Origin of the sequence: Lewinella cohaerens DSM 23179 (assembly GCF_000379805.1) — a bacterium.
Lineage (GTDB): Bacteria > Bacteroidota > Bacteroidia > Chitinophagales > Saprospiraceae > Lewinella > Lewinella cohaerens.
In genome coordinates this window covers 94,549-117,755 of the sequence record NZ_KB903538.1, presented here as the reverse complement: position 1 = coordinate 117,755, position 23,207 = coordinate 94,549, and the positions used below count along the sequence as shown (strand labels likewise).

At 45.2% G+C, this 23,207-nt stretch carries 10 protein-coding genes; 5 read left to right on the top strand and 5 right to left on the bottom strand.

All coding sequences use genetic code 11. The features are described from left to right. The first annotated feature begins 71 nt into the window (after positions 1-71). Complete coding sequence (locus tag A3EU_RS29860; protein ID WP_083937327.1) at positions 72-5,615, top strand: alpha-2-macroglobulin family protein; 5,544 nt, start codon at positions 72-74, stop codon at positions 5,613-5,615. A gap of 557 nt (positions 5,616-6,172) precedes the next feature. Here A3EU_RS29860 and A3EU_RS32635 read toward each other — a convergent pair. From A3EU_RS32635 to A3EU_RS0108660, 3 genes are all read right to left on the bottom strand, one after another. After that, complete coding sequence (locus A3EU_RS32635) at positions 6,173-10,075, bottom strand: choice-of-anchor L domain-containing protein (protein ID WP_425412664.1); 3,903 nt, start codon at positions 10,073-10,075, stop codon at positions 6,173-6,175. A gap of 956 nt (positions 10,076-11,031) precedes the next feature. Beyond that, on the bottom strand, positions 11,032-11,436 hold the full coding sequence (locus A3EU_RS0108665) for a c-type cytochrome (RefSeq protein WP_020535751.1): 405 nt from the start codon (positions 11,434-11,436) through the stop codon (positions 11,032-11,034). Between the two features lie 17 nt (positions 11,437-11,453). Further along, a complete protein-coding gene (locus tag A3EU_RS0108660) occupies positions 11,454-12,068 on the bottom strand; it encodes an SCO family protein (RefSeq protein ID WP_020535750.1) in 615 nt (204 codons plus the stop codon). A gap of 210 nt (positions 12,069-12,278) precedes the next feature. Between A3EU_RS0108660 and A3EU_RS0108655 the strand changes: the two genes are divergently transcribed. Beyond that, positions 12,279-13,715, top strand: a complete 1,437-nt coding sequence (locus A3EU_RS0108655; RefSeq protein WP_020535749.1) for a DASH family cryptochrome — start codon at positions 12,279-12,281, stop codon at positions 13,713-13,715. A gap of 99 nt (positions 13,716-13,814) precedes the next feature. Here A3EU_RS0108655 and A3EU_RS0108650 read toward each other — a convergent pair whose 3' ends face one another. Beyond that, positions 13,815-15,119, bottom strand: a complete 1,305-nt coding sequence (locus A3EU_RS0108650) for a pyruvate dehydrogenase complex dihydrolipoamide acetyltransferase (protein ID WP_044085621.1) — start codon at positions 15,117-15,119, stop codon at positions 13,815-13,817. A 179-nt stretch (positions 15,120-15,298) separates the two neighbouring features. Between A3EU_RS0108650 and recR the strand changes: the two genes are divergently transcribed. From recR to A3EU_RS0108635, 3 genes are all read left to right on the top strand, one after another. Beyond that, positions 15,299-15,907, top strand: a complete 609-nt coding sequence (recR, locus tag A3EU_RS0108645; RefSeq protein WP_020535747.1) for a recombination mediator RecR — start codon at positions 15,299-15,301, stop codon at positions 15,905-15,907. 4 nt (positions 15,908-15,911) lie between these two features. After that, on the top strand, positions 15,912-17,864 hold the full coding sequence (locus A3EU_RS0108640; protein ID WP_020535746.1) for a glycosyltransferase family 2 protein: 1,953 nt from the start codon (positions 15,912-15,914) through the stop codon (positions 17,862-17,864). Positions 17,865-17,972: 108 nt separating this feature from the next. Then, positions 17,973-21,197: a DUF7619 domain-containing protein gene (locus tag A3EU_RS0108635; RefSeq protein WP_020535745.1), complete on the top strand. Its 3,225-nt coding sequence runs from the start codon at positions 17,973-17,975 to the stop codon at positions 21,195-21,197. 13 nt (positions 21,198-21,210) lie between these two features. Here A3EU_RS0108635 and A3EU_RS0108630 read toward each other — a convergent pair whose 3' ends face one another. Beyond that, entirely contained in the window at positions 21,211-23,190 is a 1,980-nt protein-coding gene (locus A3EU_RS0108630) for an OmpA family protein (protein WP_020535744.1), read from the bottom strand. Positions 23,191-23,207 lie beyond the last annotated feature (17 nt).

Genomic DNA, 23,207 nt, shown 5'->3' with positions numbered 1-23,207 from the left:
GCTTGTGCTAATTAACGTTATTTTTATGACTTGTTAGAATTATTCCTGAAAACGTATTAATACCTACCCCTATGAATCGTGTACTCCTCTTGTTTTTTTCAATACTACTAATAATAGGGCACTCTTGTTCAAGTAATAAGACGGCCAAGCCCATGCCAGAAAGTGCCAAGGCTTATGTGTATGCTTATTCCAATGGCGTAGTGTCACGGATCGCCCCTTTAAAGATACAGTTTGCGGGCATCGTTATCACAGAAGAAGAGGTAGGGACAGAAGCTGCAAGGGGGCTTGTGGAAATGTCTCCTTCGGCAGCAGGAAAATGGACTTGGGTCGATCGGCAAACCCTCCGTTTTGATCCTGCACCGGCAATGGAATTTGCTACCGCCTATATCGTAACTGTTGCTTTAGAAGATCTTTTTGATAATGTACCAGATGAGGCCAGGGAGTTCGAATTTTCTGTAAAAACCCGCGACCCTTTCGTTTCCCTGGAATTGGATGGACTTACGACACCAGACCCCTCTGTTCGAGAATCTCAGGTGCTAAAAGGGCAGATTCTTACATCGGATTACGTTGCCGATGAAGAGGTTCCTGAACTACTTAGTGTCGCTCAAAGTAACCAGGCACTTAATCTTGTTTGGTCCCATAATGCAGAAGGGACCGTTCATTATTTCACAGCACCTGGTGTAAAAAGAGGTAACTCAACGAGTGAAATAACCCTCAATTGGAACGGTGCTGCGATTAATGCAATGCAGAAAGGAAATGAGAAGGTGGAGGTGCCAAAAATCGGCGACTTTAAGGTAACTAAAGCGGTTCCTTATGGAGGAGGTGAAGCCAAGGTTGACATTCATTTTTCCGATCCTATCAAGGAAGACCAGGATTTTAGTGGCTTGGTAAACATTAGCAATAGTACGAATGAATTCCGTTACGTAGCCAAAGGGCACGTCCTCACCCTTTACCTGAATGAGCCCCTTGCTGGCAACCAACAGCTTAGCGTTTATACGGGTATCCAAAATCGCTATAGGGAAACAATGCCCAGAAGCAGCGTTTGGGAGGTGACTTTCACCGCCACAGAACCACAGGTGCGATTAGTTGGACAAGGAAATATTCTTCCTGCTTCCGCAAAATTGGTTTTCCCATTCGAAGCCATCGGCTTAAATGCCGTTGAGGTAGAAATTTTCAAAATACACAGCAGCAATATTTTACAATTCCTTCAGGATAACAACCTGGATGGTCAATACGACCTGAACAAAGTGGGTAAAGTCATCCTACGGCAGGAAGTCGCGCTCAAGAACCTTAAACCCACAGGCAACCAGGCGCAATGGGAGCGTTATGCACTGGATTTACGCCAGTTTTTTGAAATGGATGCCAAGTCTTTTTATCAAGTACGCATTGGTTTTCGGCGTGATCAGAGTCGCTATAATTGTTCCAACCAAAATTTCACCTTTCAAGAGCGGTACAATCGAAATAATGATGCCAGTATACTGAATAACTGGTACGGTCTGGAAGGTTATTATCAGGAATATCGTTGGGACCAGCGTGATGATCCATGTTATCCTGCTTACTATAATTCTGATCGGTTTATCGTCCGTAATGTGATGACCTCTAACTTGGGACTCATCGTTAAAGAAGGGCAGAATCAATCTTATTCCGTTGCCGTTACTAATCTGCAAACGGCAGGGCCTGTAGCTGAGGCAACTGTTCATTTCTATGACTATCAGCAGCAACTGTTAGGTTCTTTGACAACCGATGCCAAGGGGCTGGGCGCTAAAGAATTATCTGAAGATGCCTTTTTTGCTGTCGCTGAAACCACAGCCGATCAAGCGTATGTTCGTCTTGATGACGGAAGCGCGCTATCTACCAGTCGTTTTGATGTAGGAGGTACTGTGCTGCAAGAAGGGCTCAAAGGTTACCTCTATGCAGAAAGAGGGGTGTGGCGCCCCGGTGACTCTGTCTTTTTAAATTTCGTTTTGGAAGATGAAAAAGGCCTTCTTCCCCCTGCTTATCCTGTAACTTTTGAACTGCGTGATGCCCAAGGCCAAATGGTCGAAAAGCGAGAAGGCATTGTGCCTGAAGGCGAAATTTACCCGGTGTTTTTCCGTACATCGCCAGATGATGTTACTGGAGTTTGGCAGGCATCTATTTCTGCTGGTGATGCCGTGTTTCGCAAAAACCTGAGGATTGAGACGATCAAGCCTAATCGGATAAAAGTAGCGCTAACTGGCGCCGAAGACCCCATCAGGATGTCATCAGGTGTTTCTCGAATGAACCTGGAGGCTGCCTGGTTACATGGTGCTCCTGCTGCCAATTTAAAAGCAAATGTGGAGGCTTCTTTCCAATTGGACAGAAGTGGCTTTGAAGCATTTCCTGATTATGGTTTTTATGATCGTAGTCAAGGCAATTTGCTTTCGCAAAACCAGGTTGTTTTTGATGCGCCGCTGGATGATAAAGGAAAAGCAAAGGTAGAAGTGCGCATGCCTAATGCTAATACTGCTGCCGGACCACTGCGAATGCGACTGCGAACGCGCGTTTACGAGCAAGGAGGCAACTTTAGCACTGAAAGCCGTTCTTTTGAGGTCTTTCCATTCGACTATTATGCAGGTTTAAGAATGCCAGAAGATCGCTATGGCAGCCCCCGGGTGCTGATTGGCGAAGATGCAACCATCCAACTAGCAAGTGTCAATTACCAAGGTAAAGTTGCTGCTGGCCGCAAGCTGACGACAGAGTTGTTTCGAGTAGAATGGCGATGGTGGTGGGATGATGAGGATGCCCGTGGCGCACGCTATGCCCGTGACCGGAATTTGCGGAGCCTTTCCTCTGAGACAGTCACCACGGATGCTAGTGGCAAGGCTAATTGGAAAGTGAAAGTAGACGATTGGGGCCGCTACCTTATCCGGGTATGTGATGACGAAAGTGGGCATTGTGCTGCCGGTTATGTGTACGCTGGTTCGCCTTGGTACAATGAAGATACCTTCTCTGAAGAAGCAAGTATGCTTACCTTCCGAACCGACAAAACCGCCTACGAGGTAGGTGATGAAGTAAGTGTGACCTTCCCCGCAGGCAGTGCTGGCAGGGCCTTGCTGAGTTTAGAAAACGGAGAAGGCGTGATCGAAGAACGCTGGTTGGATACCCAGGCCGGCGACAATGTTGTTTCCTTCAAGGCCACAGCAGATATGGCGCCTACGGTCTATGCTTTCCTCACTGTTCTACAACCTTACGACCAGGATGCGAATGACTTGCCGATGCGCGCCTACGGGGTTATCCCCATCAAGGTTGAAGACCCAGCAACGATATTGGAGCCTAAGATATTGATGGCAGAAGAGTTGAAGCCGGAAGAATTTTTTACGGTAGAGGTTTCTGAAACCAAGGGGCAAGCGATGACCTATACGCTGGCCGTCGTTGATGAAGGACTATTGAGTCTTACCAACTTTAAAACCCCAAACCCACACGAGACGTTCTTTGCGCGTGAGGCTTTGGGGGTAAAAACCTGGGACTTGTACCGCTACGTTTTATCCAGAACGAATGTCGAGCTTAATCATGTTTTGACTATTGGTGGTGATGGTGACCTGGAAGGTGGTAAAAAAGAAGATCGCGCCAATCGCTTTGATCCGGTTGTCCTGCATTTGGGGCCATTTGAGCTAGGCAAGGGGCAGAAAGTCAAACATCGCTTGAGAATGCCCAATTACGTAGGAGCGGTAAGAGCAATGGTGGTCGCAGCGAAACCGCATGCTTATGGCTCCGCTGAAAAATCAGTGCCTGTTCGCAAACCATTAATGGTGCTGGCGACCTTGCCGCGTGTACTCGGCATTGGCGAGCAGTTGGAACTTCCCGTCAATGTATTTGCCATGAAAGAAAAGCTTGGCAATGTAAAAGTTCGCCTGGAAGAAAGCTCTGGATTGGTGAATATTGCAACCACAAGTAAGCAAGTAAACTTCTCTACAACCGGTGATCAACTGGTGCGCTTCCCGATCAGTGTCGGTAATGGAACGGGCATAGCAAAATTCACCGTCATTGCGGAAGGCGGCGGAGAACGTACAACCCAAGAGATAGAGATTGATATCCGCAATCCCAACCCAATGCAAAGCCTGGCAACACCATTTGTATTGGCAAAAGGAGAAGAAACAACACTGGATTATGTGCCCTTTGGTTCGGCAGGAACCCGCAGCGGCACTTTAGAGATGACCAATCTGCCGCCATTGGACCTTGAGCGTAGGTTGAAATATTTACTACGCTATCCCTACGGTTGTCTTGAGCAAACGACATCGGCAGCTTTCCCTCAATTGCATTTGGCTACTTTTATGGAGCTTGATGATGAGCAGCGCGATAAGGTTCGTACAAATATTGGGGTTGCACTCGATAGGTTAAGGCAGTTTCAAAGAAGTGATGGCGCGTTTTCCTATTGGCCAAATCGCGGAGAAATATCCTCTTGGGCGACCTCTTATGTCGGGCATTTTCTTTTAGCAGCCCAAGCAGCAGGTTACACGATTCCTTCGGGGATATTACAAGATTGGCAAGATTATCAGCAGGGTGCTGCTCGCGCATGGGATGGCCGAATAGCTGACTTCGGCCTCGTAAGCCGAAGGAGCTATGAACTGGATCAAGCCTATCGTTTGTACACCTTGGCCCTGGCCGGAAAACCTGAACTGGGAGCGATGAATCGCCTGCGAGAACGCAATGCCCTGAGTGGCACGAGCCGCTGGCGCTTAGCTGCTGCGTATGCGCTGGCAGGGCAGGGGAGTGCCGCCCAAGACCTTGTTCGCACCCTTAATACCGAGGTTTCGAATTACCGGGAAATGGACTTTACCTACGGTTCGGGATTACGTGACCAAGCGATGATTTTGGAAACGTTGATTTTATTAGAAGACCAATCTTCTGCGGACTTAGTTGCCCAACAGATTGCTAAGCAGATGAACTCTCAGAGGTGGCTAAGTACACAGGAAGTCGCCTATTGTCTGTTGTCGTTTAGTAAATACATTGGTGAAAATGATGAATTGAGCAAGACGTACACTTTCACCATGAAACAAGGAGCTGCCAATGCAGTAGACGTAGGTGCTGATCATCCTTATATTCAAATCAACCTGAAGGATCGTGCTAACCCTATTTTGGTAAAAAACACCAGTACGCAGAAACTTTTTGGTAGCATTGTCCGTCAAGGACAACCCCTGCCAGAAGAAGAGCAGCCCATCAGTAGGCAGCTCCGGATTAATATTGTTTACCGAGACGCTGCTGGAAGAGTACTTGATGTGTCGCGCATGGAGCAAGGCACTGATTTTATCGCAGAAGTGACGGTTTCGCACCCTAATTCGCTCAATTATGGCTATCGTCAGCTGGCCTTGGAGCAGGTATTCCCTGCGGGCTGGGAAATCACCAACACCCGTTTTGAGGAAATCAATACGAACCCTGAATCTGGCTACAATTATCGAGATTTTCGTGATGATCGCGTAAACACCTTCTTTAACTTGGGAACAAATGAGAGTAAGACCTTCCGGGTCTATCTCAGCGCTACCTATAGTGGGCGATTCTATTTACCTGCCAGTACTTGTGGCGCGATGTATGACAATGATATTTTCGCCAGCAGTTCCGGTTATTGGGTAGAGGTGGTCACACCGGGAAATGAATGATCTTTTTGAACCATATAAGAAAATAGAAGAGATTATAAGTGAACATGAGTCATCCCGAATTTTGATTGTCATCAAAATCCGTGCTGACCAACTGCAAAGCCTGTCGTTAAAGACGAACCCCCATGATTTCTACTAGTGAAATCATGGGGGGGCGTATAAGAAGTCGGACAAATCACTCTTTTTAAGTTAAAGTCAGGCTGGATTTTGGCCTTAGCCAAAATTCGGGATGACTCATGTTTAGTCTACTACGGCTGAGACACATCTCAAAAACACACAAGCGGAATCAAGAAGAAACACATCTTTCAGACAGGATATTCAAAGAAAAGTGAATTTTCAAACTTCATTGCTCATGTTAGTTTCCTAACTAACATGTAATATCCCGTTGGTCTCCTGACCAGCAATTAGATTAGTCTTCTTTACGCTGGTCAGGAGACCAGCCAGATAGGGCCTCGTAGTCTGGGGACTACGAGGAGCATAGGGATTATAAGTGAAGAAGCCCCAGCCCAACGATGTTGGGCTGGGGCTTCTTTGATCGGGCTGAAGCCCAGGCTACGTCATTACCTCAATAAGGTAACTTGTCCGTTTTCTTCTACTGTTTTTCCTCCAACGCCTACTCTAACAACATAGATATAGACCTCAGATGGAGCATCTTTGTTGCCTTTCTTTCCATCCCATCCAGGGTTGTTTGGATCATCTGATTCAAAAACAACTTGTCCCCAGCGGTTATAGACGATTAATTCTACCACATCCATCTCACCAAGGTAGAAAGGCTTGAACACATCATTGTTACCATCGCCGTTAGGAGAGAAGATGTTAGGCATCTGGAAGAGTAACTTCTGAACAAAGAAGGAATCAACCAATTCCTGACAAGCATTGCTAATCGTAGCAAATACATATCCTGGAAGAGAATCACGTTGTGCTTGATTAGGTGTCCAATCCAGGGGAGAGCCCATGCCGATACTGCTGCCATTAAACATCCAGTCAATGGCCGGATTTGACTCGTTAGGGGCTTCTGCTATCAAGTTTAGCGTTTCTACATCTTCCTGGATAAGTCCGGTCGATAAAGTAGCGTCAATAGTAAGCGTTGTTGCTTCAATTACCGTGATGGTAACATCAGTTGTTGTTGTACATTCACCAAGGCTAGCTTCGAGCGTGTAAGTAGTCGTACTTGTTGGCATCACTTCGGGGTCAGCCTCCATAAAGGAATCACCATTGGTGCTTGTCCAGTTGTAGCTAACTCCCGGCTCTACGGTGCCTGTGAATAGCGTAAGCGGTAGGCCTGCATCAAAACAGAGTGTGGTGTCGGGCCGTACATCTACAAGCTGAGGAGCTTGATTTACCTGGATAAAGACCGTTTCCGTAAGTGATTCGCAATCATTGGTTGCACTGGTACCGTATTGGTAAATAAATGTAGCAAGGCCACTGTTTCCAGCGGTGAAGGAGACATCCGTTCCAATGGCACTTTCTCCATCATAAATCCAAGTGAGGGTCTCGGTGGCATTACTACTATTGTCAATAGTAGCGGTAAGGTCAAACTCAAAACCACTACAAGTAACAATCGTATCTAATCCGTTAGCAATGCTAATAATACTTCCTGGATCAATCACAGTAATGGTTACTTCTTCTGTTGTACTGCCACACACGTTGGTTGCCGTCCCACTGTAAGTTGTGGTCACTACCGGATTAACGACAGGATTAGGGTCTGTACTATTGAAACCAGCTGGGGTAGAAGTCCATACGTAAGTAGCATCCGAACTAGGGCTGGGGTTTAACGCAAGCGGTAGTTCGCCAGCACAAACAGTCTGGTCGTCTATTGGACTAAAATCATCAGGGCTCAATACATTCACCGTGACGGATTTCTCAATGGCACATCCTTCTATGCTAGAACTGAGCGTATAAGTAGTCGTACTGGTTGGTGTTGCAACTGGTGTTGCACAATCACTACAACTCAGTGTCTCTGCTGGTGTCCATTCCAATTCCCCTAAATTACTTGAACTTGCGGTGAGTTGTACTTCTTCTCCGGGACAAATGGTTGGTTGGTCTGGCGTAATGGTTATTTCATCATTACTGATGACATTGATGGTGACCTCTTCCACGGAAGTACAACCGCCATTGATGGTAATCCGCTGATAAGTGAAGGTATCGGTTGTGGTAAACACCATGTTGAAAAGCGTATCCGACGTTTCTAAACCTATCCCTATCCATTCATGGGTAATGTTAGGATAGAAAACAGGCTCGAAAGTTGGCGACGTTAAGGTTACCAATTCTCCTTGACAATAAGACTCTTCAAAAGGTTCTACCGTGATGGATAGGTCCGAAGGCAGGGAGTCCACCTGAACATAAACCGAATCCATAACGGTACATGCCCCCACACTAAAGGTGGTAAAGTAAGTTGTTCCTGTTATTGGTGATGCAGTGACCGTAAGGTCCGTCGTACTGCTAAGGCTTCCATCATTTGGAGCCCAACCGAAGTTGTCATTAGTACCCGTACTGGTTTGTGCATTGAGGGTGATACTTGAACCCAAACAGATAAGTAGGGTATCGGGCTCATTAGTGATAGCAACATCAGCCGCTAGTACGGTTACCGTTACCTCACTTGTCGTTGTACAAGCTTCATTTGCGGTAGTAGAAGTAAGTTCGTAGGTTGTCGTTACATCAGGAAATGCAATAGGCGTTGGGCTACTTGCGTCATCCAATCCTGCATCAGGACTCCAGCTGTAAGTTGTTGCTGAAACATTAGGATCTAGCAACTCGGCCAGGTTTACCCCATAATTTTGACAAATAGTGGTGTCTGTAGCCACTTCCGGGACATTGAAAAAGTCTACCTGAACCAAAACGGTATCTGCAACAACACAGCCGAAACCAAGATCAATGGTCGCTATGTAGGAGGTTGTAAATTCAGGGTTAGCCATTGGTGTTGCAGAGCTTGGATCATCCAGACCAGCAATCGGGCTCCAACTAAGTCCTTCTGCGGAGACATTATTGATGGCTTCAAGCTGAACCGCCTGAGACTGACAAGTTGCTATGGTATCTTCGACAATGTCAATGACAGGATCAAGAATCAGCAGGTAGATAGAGTCTACAGCAGCACAAGCATTTCCGACCTGCCCTTCGACATATACCCATCCACTTTCGGTGGGGGTAGCAGTCGGCATGCTAGAGGTGACATCATCAAATACATTTACGGGAGTCCAGAAGTAATCAGATGCACCTTCTACTGTCAGTACAACCTCACTGTTTGCACAAACCCTGGCAGTATCATTACCGGCATTAATATCAACGATCAACTGGTCACGCAACTCAATCTCCAGGGTAGCAAGCTCAACCAGGCCACAACCAAAGTCATTGGTTAGGGTGATAATAATATTTTCAATGCCTTCCATGTCATCCAGATCACTAAGCACGGAAATAGGAAACGAGATCTCGTTTGGACCAGGAGTAAAGGTTAGTTGTGAAGGAACCACGAAAAGATAATCTTCTCCTTGGGTTGCAGTACCTGTAACTACGACATTGTAGGTGATATCGTTGTCCAACGGGTTGTCGAGGCTGAAGATGACCTGATCAGGCGTATCTGTACAGTCCTCAATCAGATAATCAATACCGGAATTGAATTCAACAAGAAGCTGCGGGGTGCCACCACTTAATTCAGAGACAAAGACCCCCGAATCGAAAAGAGGATCTCCTCGGTCAGCAATGGCCAGTTTAAGATGGTAAGTATTACAAGGTTCAACTGTAGCGCGAGCCGTAAGGCTTTTTTTAACCCCTAGGTAATCAGACGTTAAACCGTCATACTCAAGGCTTAAACCATCCTGATTATTGCGATAGTATTCCCAGTTTAAGGAAGTGTTTACACTGTTGATTTCTACAAAAGTATTGGTTCCGGGGATGGTCGCAATATTATCCTGCCCATTTAATCCAGGGATGCCGGTTATTCCCGGCCCAGAAATAAGGAACGCAAATATATCATTGTAGATATCATCTACGAACTCCGGGTATTCTTCAGAACCAAAGACGTATTCAAAGGAAAGTTCATTTGTGTTGACAAACACATCAAGCTCAATCACACAGGCATCTTCGGAAAGCTCTCCGTTGCCAGAAAAATCAGAGAGGAAATCCAAGTCATCATCTCCATCTAGAAACAAAGCAGTGGTTGCGCCTGCTTCATTATTGGGGCCTATAGAGCCAGCTGCGCTTCCTGAGGTAAGGATAAGCCCACGTTCAAGGCCTAAATCTGTATTATCGCCGGCGGTAAAAGTACCATAAGCAACACCGTCACAATTGATGTCGGTAATGGTTGTCTGNGTAAACGGTGTAGAGAGTGCATCCTCAATTTCAGTAGCTGTAGCGCCAGCATTAACGACTACTGGCTCATTGATTTCACAAGCCTGAGCGGAACACTCCCAGCTGCCAGCAAATCCCTGGAAAGTACTTGTACCATCGGAAATAAACTGGATGGTCATACAACCACTGCTCGCTTGTACCGCAAAGCAAACACCTGAATTAGCAGTGGTGTTACCAAAATCACTACCACCTAAGGTAGTGATGATTGTGCCAGGATTTGTACCATCTCCATCATAGAAAACCATCTGATCAGTAACAGTAAAATCATTGTACTCCATATTGTAGTACTCCAGCGTGAAATTGATACACTGGTTAGGTTGGTTAGGACAAATGGTGAAAACACTGTTCTCATTATTGCCATAATCCCCATCGGGGCCTCCTGAGTCGTAGAGCTCTCCACTACAATTGGTCGACCCTCCGTCAGTAATGAGGTCGATAGGGTCTTTTTTATCAATACAAAGCTTGAAGCTTCCGGCGTTGGGCGTAGCGGTGCCAGAATAATCATTGATTCTTATAAAGTAGGTGATGCCAGGGGTAAGACCCTCTGCATCTAATTCCACCATTGTTTCGCCAGGATCAGCAGAGGAACAGAGTAACTCTGCCAGGTTGTTTACCGCACAAGCACCCCTATAAAGGGCCACCTGAGGATTAACGATGGAGGCTTCTCCATCAGGGCCTTCAACACCCATAACCGTAATGGTATAGTCAAAAATTGTATCGCTGGTTGTGAAAGCAAACCAGACATCACGCTGGGTGGTACCTCCGTTGAAACAAAGCGGATTATTACCAAATCCTATATCTGAAGCCGTAGCATCAACATTGGAATAAATCTCTGTTTCATTCCCCGGAATAGTAATATCAGGGCAATAAGGAGCGACTCCTAAATCAATCAAGCCCACACAATCATCATTGACTGGTGTTTGAGCATGAAGGGAAACAGTAGTGATGAAAAAAATCAATAAAAAGAGCGTATTCTTAACGTTCTGTAGCATTGTAGCAGTCATTTAGATAGAGAAGTAGACTACAATGTACTAATTCTGAAATTATTAAGGAATTTAATCTTATTACCGTCGGCTTATTTGCAGTTTTCTAATTGAATCCGAAGTGGCTCAACAGTAACAAAACCGTAGTCGTTCCCCCAGGCGTGGTTGATGTAATTGATAATGTTTGCGATCTGGAACTCACTGAGTTTTTCAATGCCAGCCATAGGCGTTTCATACGTTGTTCCATTAACAATCAAGGTGTCAGTAATTCCATAACGGATAATACACGCAATTTTATCTTGCTCGTTTTTTAGGAAATCCGCTTGCGCTAATGGAGGAATGTTGGCACCCAAACCACTACCATCTGCCATGTGGCAATTTTCACAATTCTTGGCGTAGAGGTTTTTACCTTGCGGAAAAGGCTCCTGTTGGCAGTTTTGGGTAAGCAGCACTAACGTAGCAGCAATAAGCGCGAAGCGAAAAAAGGTAGTATACATATTGTTGTTCTGTTTTATCATTCCTGTATCAGCAATTGGTCAATATCCTGAATCAAGGTATCTATAGAAGCGGGGTTAGTACCGTTGCCGAAGCTTCTGATGAATCCTTTTTTGTCAATCAATACTATTCGGCCGGTATGGTCAAAGCCTCCTGGTACAGAGGAATCCTCAACAACGATGTTGAAATGGTCGTCAGCAAGTTGATAAAGCAATGTTCGGTCGCCGGTAAGGAATTGCCATTTGTCAGTTTGCTCAACACCAATGTTTTTAGCATACTTAGCCAAAGCTGTTACATCATCTCGCTTGGGGTCAATGGTGTGAGAAATTAGAACTACTTCTTTTTCTGTACTGAAACGCTCTTGAATCTTTAACATTTGTGCTTGTACCTTAGGGCAAATAGTCGGGCAGGAAATGAAAAAAAAGTCTACAATCCTGATTTTTCCCAGAAATGTTTCCTCGGTGACCGTAAGGCTATCTTGATTCAATAGTTGAAAATCCCGGACGGGATGAAATACTTTTTCTCCATCAACTTTTTCATAAGGACCTAAAATAGGAAGGCTATCCGCTGATTGACAGCTAATGGCGAATAATACGGGGATGAAAAAGTAAAAAACATAGAGACAGTATCTCATAAAAGTACTTGAACAAGCTGAAAATCAATGATAGAAATCGACACAACATAAGGATTTTTCTTAACCCATAAAATGTGTCTAAAAAATGATGATTTATACGGTCATTTTCCAAACCAAGTAGTTGTATCTTTGTTTTACTTTCAAAATTTTCAAAAAGAACAGTATAGTGGTAGTTTTTTCTTACAATAATGTACTGTTAAAACGATATCTATGAGTTTGCGCCGCGCAATAGTCTGGTTTCGACAAGATTTACGTTTACATGATAATGAAGCAATCACCAACGCCCTAAAGATGGCCGATGAAGTATTGCCGGTTTATGTCTTCGATGAGCGTATTTTTAGAGGGCGTACTCGATGTTTTGATTTTCCAAAAACGGGTAAGTTTCGAGCTAAGTTTATCATTGAAGCAGTGGAGGATTTACGTGAGCAATTACGTTCCTGTGGAAGTGAATTGGTAGTGAGGGTAGGCAAGCCTGAAGAAGTTATTTTTGAGCTCGCCCGAGAATGCAGGAGTAATTGGGTGTTTTGTAATCGTGAACGGACAGCAGAAGAGGTAGCTGTACAAAATACACTTGAGAAAAAACTGTGGACAATAGGGCAGGAGGTGCTGTACACTAGAGGAAAGATGCTCTATTACACAGCAGACCTACCGTTTCCTGTCACTCATTCCCCTGATGTTTTTACCCAGTTTCGCAAGGAAGTAGAACGGATAGTTCCCGTACGTGAGCCACTCCCTTCACCAAAGCAAATTCCGCATTTCAGTTCGGATATCGTACCTGGATTAATTCCTACACTTCAGGATTTTGGCCACGATGAAGTTGTTCCAGATTCACGTTCAGTTATCCAATTCCAGGGGGGGGAAACCGCAGCACTCGACAGGCTGCACTATTATTTATGGGAGACGGATCACATTAAGGAGTACAAAGAAACCCGGAACGGCTTAGTCGGTGGGGATTATTCCACCAAGTTTTCGGCTTGGCTGGCGCAGGGGTGCCTTTCGCCAAAAAAGATCTATCATGAGCTAAAGAAGTACGAAGCTGAGCGTGGCGCGAATAAGAGCACCTACTGGTTGTTTTTTGAACTACTCTGGCGAGATTTCTTCCGGCTCATGGGAAAAAAATATGGAGAGAAAATATTTTTAAAAGGAGGGACCAAAAGGGAAGAGCCATCAGGCTTGCGCGATAATTGGCAAAATATGCGCCCCTGGCTTGAAGGAGAAACTGGAGTTCCTTTTATCGATGCCAATATGCGAGAGCTCAATCTCACGGGCTTCATGTCCAATCGTGGGCGGCAGAATGTAGCGAGTTTCTTGGTGAAAGATCTTTTTGTCAACTGGCAGATGGGAGCGGAATATTTCGAATCAATGCTGATCGATTATGACGTGACCAGCAATTGGGGGAATTGGAATTATATCGCAGGCGTAGGTAGTGATCCCAGAGAAGATAGATATTTCAATATCGTTAAACAAGCTCGTCGTTATGACCCAAAAGGGGATTATGTGAAACTATGGGTGCCAGAGTTGGCAGAGTTGCCCGCAGACATGGTGCATATTCCAGACCAATTGAAATTTGTAGAGCAGGAAGAACATCATGTAGAAATTGGTAAAGATTACCCACAAGCGATTGTTGAGACCAGAAAGTGGAATTAGAGAGGTTTAGTAACACTTCTGATCAGCTTGTAAGACTATCCTAAAAAGGCCCGAACAACACTGTTGTCCGGGCCTTTTTAATTCAATCAAGCTGTGCAATTACACCATCAAGCGGATGGGGTCTTCAAGGATATCCTTAAACGTATTCAGGAACTGCGCAGCAGTAGCGCCGTCAATCACGCGGTGATCACAAGAAAGAGTTACTTTCATCTGACTACCTACCGCGATTTCTCCATTCTTTACAATGGGTTTCTCAATAATACCACCCACGGCGAGGATTGCAGCATCTGGCGGATTGATGATGGCCGTAAATTCTTCGATGCCAAACATGCCCAAGTTAGAGATGGTGAAGGTGTTGCCTTGCATCTCGTCGGGTTGTAGCTTGCGAGTTTTGGCTTTGCCGGCCAATGTCTTTACTTCCGTATTAATTTGCGAAAGCGTTTTGATGTCCGCATAACGAACAACGGGTACGAGTAAGCCATCTTCTACAGCTACAGCTACACCAATATTGATGTCCTTATTGATACGAATGTGGTCATCCATCCATGCGCTATTAACCGCAGGGTGTAGGCGCAGGGCAGCAGCACTGGCTTTGATCACAAGATCATTAAAGGAAACCTTGGTAGGAGCAACTTCGTTGATGCGCTTGCGCAACGAAATAGCCTTGTCCATATTGATTTCTACCGTTAGGTAGAAATGAGGAGCTGTGAATTTGCTTTCACCCAAACGGCGAGCAATTACCTTACGCATTTGCGAAAGAGGAACAGTTTCAAAGTTATCACCACCACCAGTGTAAGCAAATGGTGTAACAGCAGGTGCTGCTTCTTCTTTTGCAGGTGCAGCGGCTGGGCTTGGTGCAGCAACCGCAGGCGCTGGGCTTGGCGCAGGAGCAGAAGATTGCTGTTCTATCGCAGCTTCAATATCACGCTTCACGATGCGACCTTGATCACCAGAGCCGGTAACGTTACCTAAGTCGATATTCGCTTCTTTTGCCATGCTACGAGCAAGGGGAGAAGCTTTTAGTCGGTCTCCTTCACTTTCAGGTGCAGCAGGTGCAGCGGCAGGACTAGCTGAGGAAGATTCTTCTTCGGCAGCAGGAGCATCCGAGCTGCTATCATCTCCTCCATCAACATCGCCGGCAGCAGCGATAGCTGCTTTCCAGTCTTCTCCTTCTTCTCCAATTACAGCGATAACGCCATTGATAGGCACTTGACCTTCCTTTACGGCGATGTGTAGTAACACACCGTCAAAATAACTATCCAATTCCATGGTAGCTTTATCGGTTTCCACTTCAGCTAGTGTTTCACCAGCTTCTACGGTTTCTCCTTCAGCTTTGAGCCAACCGATAATGTTACCTTCTTCCATGGTGTCGCTCATGCGCGGCATACGAATGACTTCCGCCATAATATTTTGATGTTTTTCTGTTGTTTCTTGTAAATCTTTGGTCAAGGCTGACGCAAAAATGCAATTTTTTTATGAAATTATCCTTATCCTAGCAATCAACAGCTTAACCTTTTCATAGTTCATGTTATCCCCTATTGTCAAAGAAGGCTGTATCTTTGCGCAGCACGAAGAAAACAAATATGCAATTCTCCTCCAAATTAATTGAGGAAGCAGTCGAAGCTTTTTCTAGTCTTCCCGGAATTGGTCGTAAAACAGCCTTGCGTCTGGTGCTTCACATGGTCCAACAACCTGGTGAAACGGTAGATGCGTTTGCCAATGCGCTCACCAAAATGCGTAGCGGCATCCAAGAATGTGAGCAATGCCATAACCTCAGTGATGATAAGCTTTGTACGGTCTGTAAAGATGACCGCCGCAACCCCCAACTCGTCTGTGTTGTCGAGAACATCAGAGATGTAATGGCCATTGAAGAAACGGGGCAGTACCGTGGGCGCTACCATGTTTTGGGCGGCGTTATCTCTCCGATAGAAGGTGTCGGCCCTGCTGAATTGAATATTGACTCCTTGGTCGGTAGAATTGACGAAAGAGGGATTAAAGAGGTCATTATGGCTATCAGCCCTACCATAGAAGGTGATACAACGATCTTTTATATTACCAAACAATTGGCAGCGCTTGATGTGAAAGTCAGTACCATCGCTCGGGGCGTTTCCTTTGGCGGGGAACTAGAATACGCAGATGGCCTCACGCTGGGCCGCAGTATTGTAGCTCGTATACCTTACAAGGTAGATTAGTGCTATGAAACTCAGCATCGTTATTGTCAACTATAATGTCCGGTATTTTCTGGAACAAACACTTCTCTCCGTCAGGAAAGCTGCGGCTCATGTATCTGCGGAGGTTTTTGTAGTGGATAATAATTCTGTCGACGACTCGGTCAGCATGGTGCGAGAGAAATTTCCTGAAGTCAAACTTATTGCCAATCAAGGAAATCCAGGTTTTTCTATTGCGAACAATCAAGCTATCCGACAAGCAGCCGGAGAATATGTATTGTTGCTAAACCCAGACACTTTGGTCGAGGAAGATACCTTCACCACTTGTGTCGCTTTTATGGATGCTCACCCCGAAGCAGGAGGACTAGGTGTAAGGATGATAGACGGAGCCGGTAACTTTCTGCCCGAATCAAAACGTGGCTTTCCCTCTCCTTGGGTGGCTTTCGCCAAAACATTTGGGTTAGCAAAGATTTTTCCGTCCTCTCCGCGCTTCAATCATTACCATTTAGGCTATCTCTCGGAACATGAAACACACGAAATAGAAGTACTCTCCGGCGCATTCATGTTTATGCGCAGTAGTGCCTTGGAAAAAGTAGGCCTGCTGGACGAAGCCTTCTTTATGTACGGTGAAGACATTGATCTCTCTTACCGGATTGTACAAGGTGGTTACAAAAACTACTACCTGCCGACAACAACAATCATTCACTACAAAGGAGAGAGTACCAAAAAAGGGAGCCTTAATTACGTCAAAGCGTTCTATCAGGCCATGATCATTTTTGCCCGTAAACATTTTCAGGGTGGTCAGGCACGCTTATTCGTAGCGATGCTACAAGGAGCCATCTATCTACGAGCAGGAATGACCTTGGTGAGCAATATGATTCGCAAAATCTACCTGCCAGCACTGGAGGGCATCCTGATTTATCTAGGCTTGATTTTTTTACAAAACTTTTGGGCAAATTATCACTTTCAGAATCCCGATTATTATGAGCCTGCGGTCCGTTATATCAACTTTCCGCTGTATGTACTGATCTGGCTTGGGAGCAACTTTTTCTCAGGGGCTTATGATGAGCCTTTTCGGTTACGTCGCCTCTTGCGGGGGCTACTGATGGGAACCTTGATTTTGGCAGCCACCTATGGCTTTCTGGAGCAAGAATACCGGAGTTCACGGGCGCTTATTTTGCTGGGGGCAGCCTGGGCGTTCGGGATTACGCTTGCCACCCGAATGTTGTTGTACTTTATGCGTTATAAGTCGCTGGCGATTGGGCAGGAACAGCAGCGTCGATTGGTGCTTGTCGGAAGCGAAGAGGAAGCTTCCCGTGCATTGCAATTGCTGCAACAAGCTAATGTACGTACCAATCTGGTCGGTCGCGTAGCCCCAGAAAATAAGGAAACAGGAACCTTGGGTGTCCTTAACCAGTTGGATGAAGTTGTCAGGATTTACCGTATTGAAGAATTGATCTTTTGCTCCCGAGACCTCCCTGCTCAGGCCATCATGAAATGGATGAGTACACTAGGCCCTAAAATGCTCTACAAGATCCTTCCGGAAGACAGTGTGAGTATCATCGGCAGTCACTCTAAGAACCATAGTGGCGAGCTTTATACCATAGATGTACAGTTTGCCATTGCGCAACCGTTACTACGCCGTAATAAGCGTTTGTTGGATATAGGAATGAGCTTGTTTCTTTTACTTTTCTTTCCAGTAAGTATGCTAATCGTTAAAAAAACGCTGGGCCTATTTCAGAACATCTTTAAGGTATTGATTGGCCGCCGAAGCTGGGTTGGATATGCCGATTCGCCAACTAGCAAGGAGTTACTGCCAAAAATCAAACCGGGCGTTTTAAACCCTGTTTTACCATTGGAGATCAGCCAGCCTGATGAAGCTACCGTCCACCGTTTAAACCTCCTTTACGCCAAAGACTACCAGCTCTGGATGGATTTGGATATCGTTTGGAAGGGTAGGGGAGATTTGGGGAGACAATAGTTTGTTATCTCCCTACAAATGAATTAATTGCAAAGCTTGTTAAGTTGAAATGTTTGTATATTGGTAGAACGTTTTGTTATTAATCCGCTTTTCTGAAATCTTGAAAATATGAGAACGCTCCTCTCTACGCTATTAATTCTTTTAGGTGCAAACCTTGCTGCACAGGCAACCTGGACCAACCACATCAATGACCACATTATCGAGGATATCGCACTTGAGGGCGACTTCTTTTGGACGGCTACCCAAGGAGGACTCGTGAAAATGAATATTGAAACCAACGAGAAAGAATTCATACAGGCAGCCAACAGCGGCTATCGTGGTGGTAGTCCAAAGGAGATTGAGATAGCCGAAGACGGCACTAAATGGATAGGAGGCCAGAATTCAGGCCTTTTTCGTTGGGATGGTGAAAATAGCTGGGAGAACTTCTACTTTATCAATACTGGAGATACGTTGATCGAAATTGACAAGCTTAAACTTGACCCCAATGGAAATCCGTGGTTTCTATCGGTATCAAATGGCACCTGTTGGGGGTGCCCCAAGTTGATAAGCTACGATGGAAGTGAGTTTAGTAATCATCAGGAAAACCTCCAATTACCCATAGATCGGGGAGTGAAAGATTTTGCCTTTATTGATGAAAATGAACTGTGGGTTGTAGCCTATAATGACATCATCAGGTACGACGGTAATGAAATGCTAATGACTTATTCTCCTACAGCAATAGGTTTAGTACAGGACGAAAGTATTCGACGTATTGAAGTTGATAATCAAGGGATTTTATGGGTGTCTACCGAGAATTATACTACTGGATATGATCGACTGATAAAATTTGATGGTAATCAATGGTTAATAGAAGACGGTAATGCACCTGGTTATGTTACCAGTTTTTTTAAAGATATAAATGGTGAGTTGTGGGCTAATTTTAATGGAGGAGTTACGGAAGGCAACAGCTATGGCACCTACAATGGTACAGCGTGGCAATATTACACGACCAATACTTTGGATATCCCCATCTGGTATGGAACGCCTGTACTATACGCAGTGGACTCGGCTAATAGTTTATGGTTCCATGCTTTTAGTGGGATGCAAGCTCCCAAAGTTTTCAATGCTGATGGTACTTCAATAACTGCTTATGATACACAACTAACGCCGCTCGCTAGTAACCTGAATGATGCGATGGTCATTGATTGTGACAATAATATTTGGCTGGCAGGATACGACCTTAGCAGGTTTGATGGAGAGAATTGGGAGCTGTTTTATAGAGAAGAAACGGGGTTTGAATCTAGCGTACGGCAGGCAGTCATTGATCCTCAAACTTGTGGTGTTTGGTTTGCTTTGTGGAGCAATGGCCCCGATGAACCAGAAGTAGGATATTACGATGGCTCCGATTTTACCACTTTTGATATAGGCTCAACCAGTGCGCGATGCATAGATGTCTCAACGAGTAGTACGCTATATGTTGGTACCCATACGATGGGTTTAGCCGTGCGCGAAGATAACCAATGGACTTTTTTCAATGAAGGTAATTCTCCCCTAAATAACTACGTGAGGTCGGTGAAAATGCATAGCAATGGAGCGCTATGGGTTGGTAGCCGTGATAAGGGTTTAGCAAGGTGGGAAAATGACGAATGGACGGTCTTTGACGCTAGCAATTCTCCTGTTACAGCAAACTGTTATTGGATTTATGAAGACAGCCAGCAAAACCTGTGGGTTAGTGCCGATGGTGGCCTAGCCAAATATGACGGAACAGCGTGGGAGTTCCTAGTTCTTGACCCAAACTTTATTGGAGTTACAGGCATGAAGGAGGATGCTCTTGGTAACTTTTGGCTGGGTGTAACCTTCGGAGTGGTTTATTGGGATGGCTATACGACTTCATTCTATAATATCGAAAATACAGGAATGACTTCTAGTTATGCCCGGGATATCGTCATTGATCCGGCTACTAATGATGTTTGGTTTTTGCATCTGTATGGAGCTTCCGTGCTGGAAAACTACCAGAACGGCAACAATATCAGTGGACTGGTTTTTATAGATCGCAATGAGAATGGCGTTTTTGAATCGTCAGAAGACGTTCGTCTTCCTGGTCAGGAGGTCTTACTTTTGCCAGATAATACGAGCGCTATCACGAATAGTTTTGGCGCTTACAGTTTCTACCCAGCACAGAGCGGTGATTACGAGATTACTTCTACGCCAATTGCACCTTTCACGCCAGTAACTGCGACGAGCTTAAATGTAGCATACGCCAATGAGTCTATTACAGAACAGAATTTTGCGGTATATGCAGAGGAGCTGCCAGAACGGGTGAGTATAGATGTGGTAGCAGGGCAGTTGGTTTGTAACGAAGAGGGCACCATCTGGGTGACCTTTCGTAATGAAGCTCTTTTACCCGCAAATGGAGAAGTTACCCTTACATTTCCAGCTAACTTTACTTTCATGGAGGCTACGCCTGAAGCATCATCCGTCACTGATACAGAGATTACCTGGTCGTTTAGTAATTTAGGATCATTGGAATCCCGCGTGTTTCGCCTCCAGCTAGTTGCCCCAGGGGTAGAAGAACTCAACGAGACCTATTCGTTCACTGGCAGCATTATCAGTGGAGAACAGAGCCTTTCTTCTTCGGATGAACGTATCTTACTATGTTCTTTTGATCCCAATGACAAAACATGCACTGCAGTAGGTGAGTCAAGTGCTAACTATTCCTTATTGAGTGAAGCACTAAAGTACACCATTCGTTTTCAAAACATGGGGAACTACAGGGCCAAGGATGTCGTAATTCGCGACTTCATTGATCCGTCTCTGGATATCTCATCTTTGCAAATACTTTCCAGTAGCCACTCAATGACGACAACAATCACCAGCGATCGTGAGGCTACTTTCCGATTTATGGACATTAATCTGCCGCCTGAGCTGGAAGATGTAGCTGGTAGCCAGGGCTTCATTAAATACCAAATAAGCCCTTGGGCGGAACTGCCAGATCCTACACCAATTCACAATACTGCACATATCTATTTTGACCTCAACCCAGCCATTATTACGAATACAACCGAAAACATTCTGGTAGAAGATCTTTCTGTTGATACCGATGACCCCGTAGAGACGTTACAGGTTCGTGTTTATCCTAACCCTTCCCGGACAGGATTTTGGCTTGATTGGCAAGATACCAATCAGCAAGACCATTGGGAGGCAGAAGTGTTTGACCTTGCAGGAAGGATAGTTTTACGCCACAAAGGTAGTTTCCTCCGCGAGCAAATTACAATCCCAACGCCAGGACTCTACCTTCTTAGAATGCGTAAAGGTGAGCATTGGGTAACCCGAAAAATAGTGGTGATGGAGTAATTAGCATAACTTCTTACTCCAAAATCTTAAATGTCGTTCGCCGATTTTCCTGATGATCCTCCTCACTACAACGGCTACAAAGACAATCATTTGCGGGTTGGCTTTCGCCGTATCCCAAGGCGGCCAATCGGCTGGCATCAATGCTTTTTTGGTTAATCAGGTAATCAACAGCAGCCTGTGCTCTTCTTTGACTCAACGATTCGTTGTAGGGGTCTCCACCGCGGCAATCTGTATGGCTACCGAGTTGGATGCGTATTTCCGGATTTTTTTCTAAGATATTAGCGAGGGCATCCAGCGTAGGCTTTGCATCATCACGGATGAAGGATTCATCAAAATCATAGTAGATATTCTCAAGGACAATCTCCTGGTTGAGGAAGATTTTTTCCAGAACGATCTCTACTTCATATAGTTGCTCCGGATTGCGGGGGTCTTCAGGCAGGCCAATGCTGCTGAATTTGCCATCGTTATTGAGGTAACCTGCCTTGTTTGCAAAGAAAGCATAGAGGGAATTACCTTGAATGTTAAGGCTGATTTTACCCTCTTCTCCAATATCAACAGTACGTTCTTCACGGCCTAGTTGAATCTTCAGGCTCGCTCCCGGCAATGGGCGTTTTCCTAGCACTCTACTATTAGGATTACTGGGGTCTTCGTAAATTTTTTCTACTACGTAAACGTCTAGCGTATTTTTATAGACTATAGGCTCGGAATCATCTGGTTCTGGCTCAGGAGGCAAAACCTTCTGGGTGAATTTGTAAATATCATCGCCGCCAATCTCCCCACGACGAGATGTAAAATAGCCTGTAGAAACAACATCCCCCTGATTGGTTTGCTTACGTCGGTCAATGACAAAACCAAAATCATCACCTCCTGAATTAACAGGCGTTTTTAGGTTGATGGGAGGTGCCCAGTTACCAGAAGCCAGCGGGTAAGTCCTGAACACATCCAAACCACCCATGCCAGTGTGCCCGGAAGAGGCAAAATACATGGTGTCCTGATCAAATGTAGGAAACTGCTCGTCGGCTTCTGTATTTACAGATCGACTTAGCAGCTTGGGATCACTCCAGTTTCCGTTTTCGTAAATAGAAGAATAAATATCGTACCCGCCCCAGCCATCAGGATGATTAGAACTAAAGTAGAGGGTCTTGCCATCCGGTCCCATCGTAGGGTGCATATAGTTGACACCTGCCTCCTGGAAGGGAAGTGGTGTTGCCGGACCATAGGCGTCGTCTGTAATCTTATTACTAACCATTATTTTGCAAAACGCATCCTCTCCTTTGGGGCCGTTGCATCTTGTGAAAAACACCTGACTTTGGTCTTTACTGAAACTAAGGGTCCCTTCATTATCAGCAGTATTCAAGCCGAAAGGCAATGGAGTGACCGTATTGGTGGTAAGATTGAGCACAAAGAAATCGCTAAAGGCTTCTCCTGTCCAGTTATAAGCCTCTTCTCCAGTGGCATCGGCCCGGTCAGAAGTGATAATCAATTCTTCTTGGCCAAAGAGTACTGGAGCATAGTCCGAAGAAGCGGAATTTGCAGCTAAGGCTTCTACTTCGTATTCCTGGCGTTCTTCTTCATCCCATTCTGCGGCCGTTTCACAAGCTCGAATTTCTTTGCGATATTCATAGGGACTCCCAATTTCTAAACCTAATTCTTTATAAACACGAGCGGCCTCCCGGTAATCTCCAGCTTGCTTAAGCGCCTGCGCATAGTTGCGTAGGGCGTCCATGCCGTATTGGTTGTCGTAAGCTGTTTTATACCAACTTATAGCATCAGCACCTTGATTAAGGCCATCATAAGCCGTGCCGAGTAGGTAGGCAATCTTTCCTTTTTCTATCCTTGTATCTGCTTTACTATATTCCTTCTTTAGCATTTTGACAGCTACAGAATATTGCTTCCGATCTACAGCCATTTCACCATCTTGAATTTTCATGGTATAGGAACACGCAGCTAGTAAAAGAACAAGAAGACTTAGTAAAGAGAGATGCTTGATCATCGGGAATTGAATTAAGA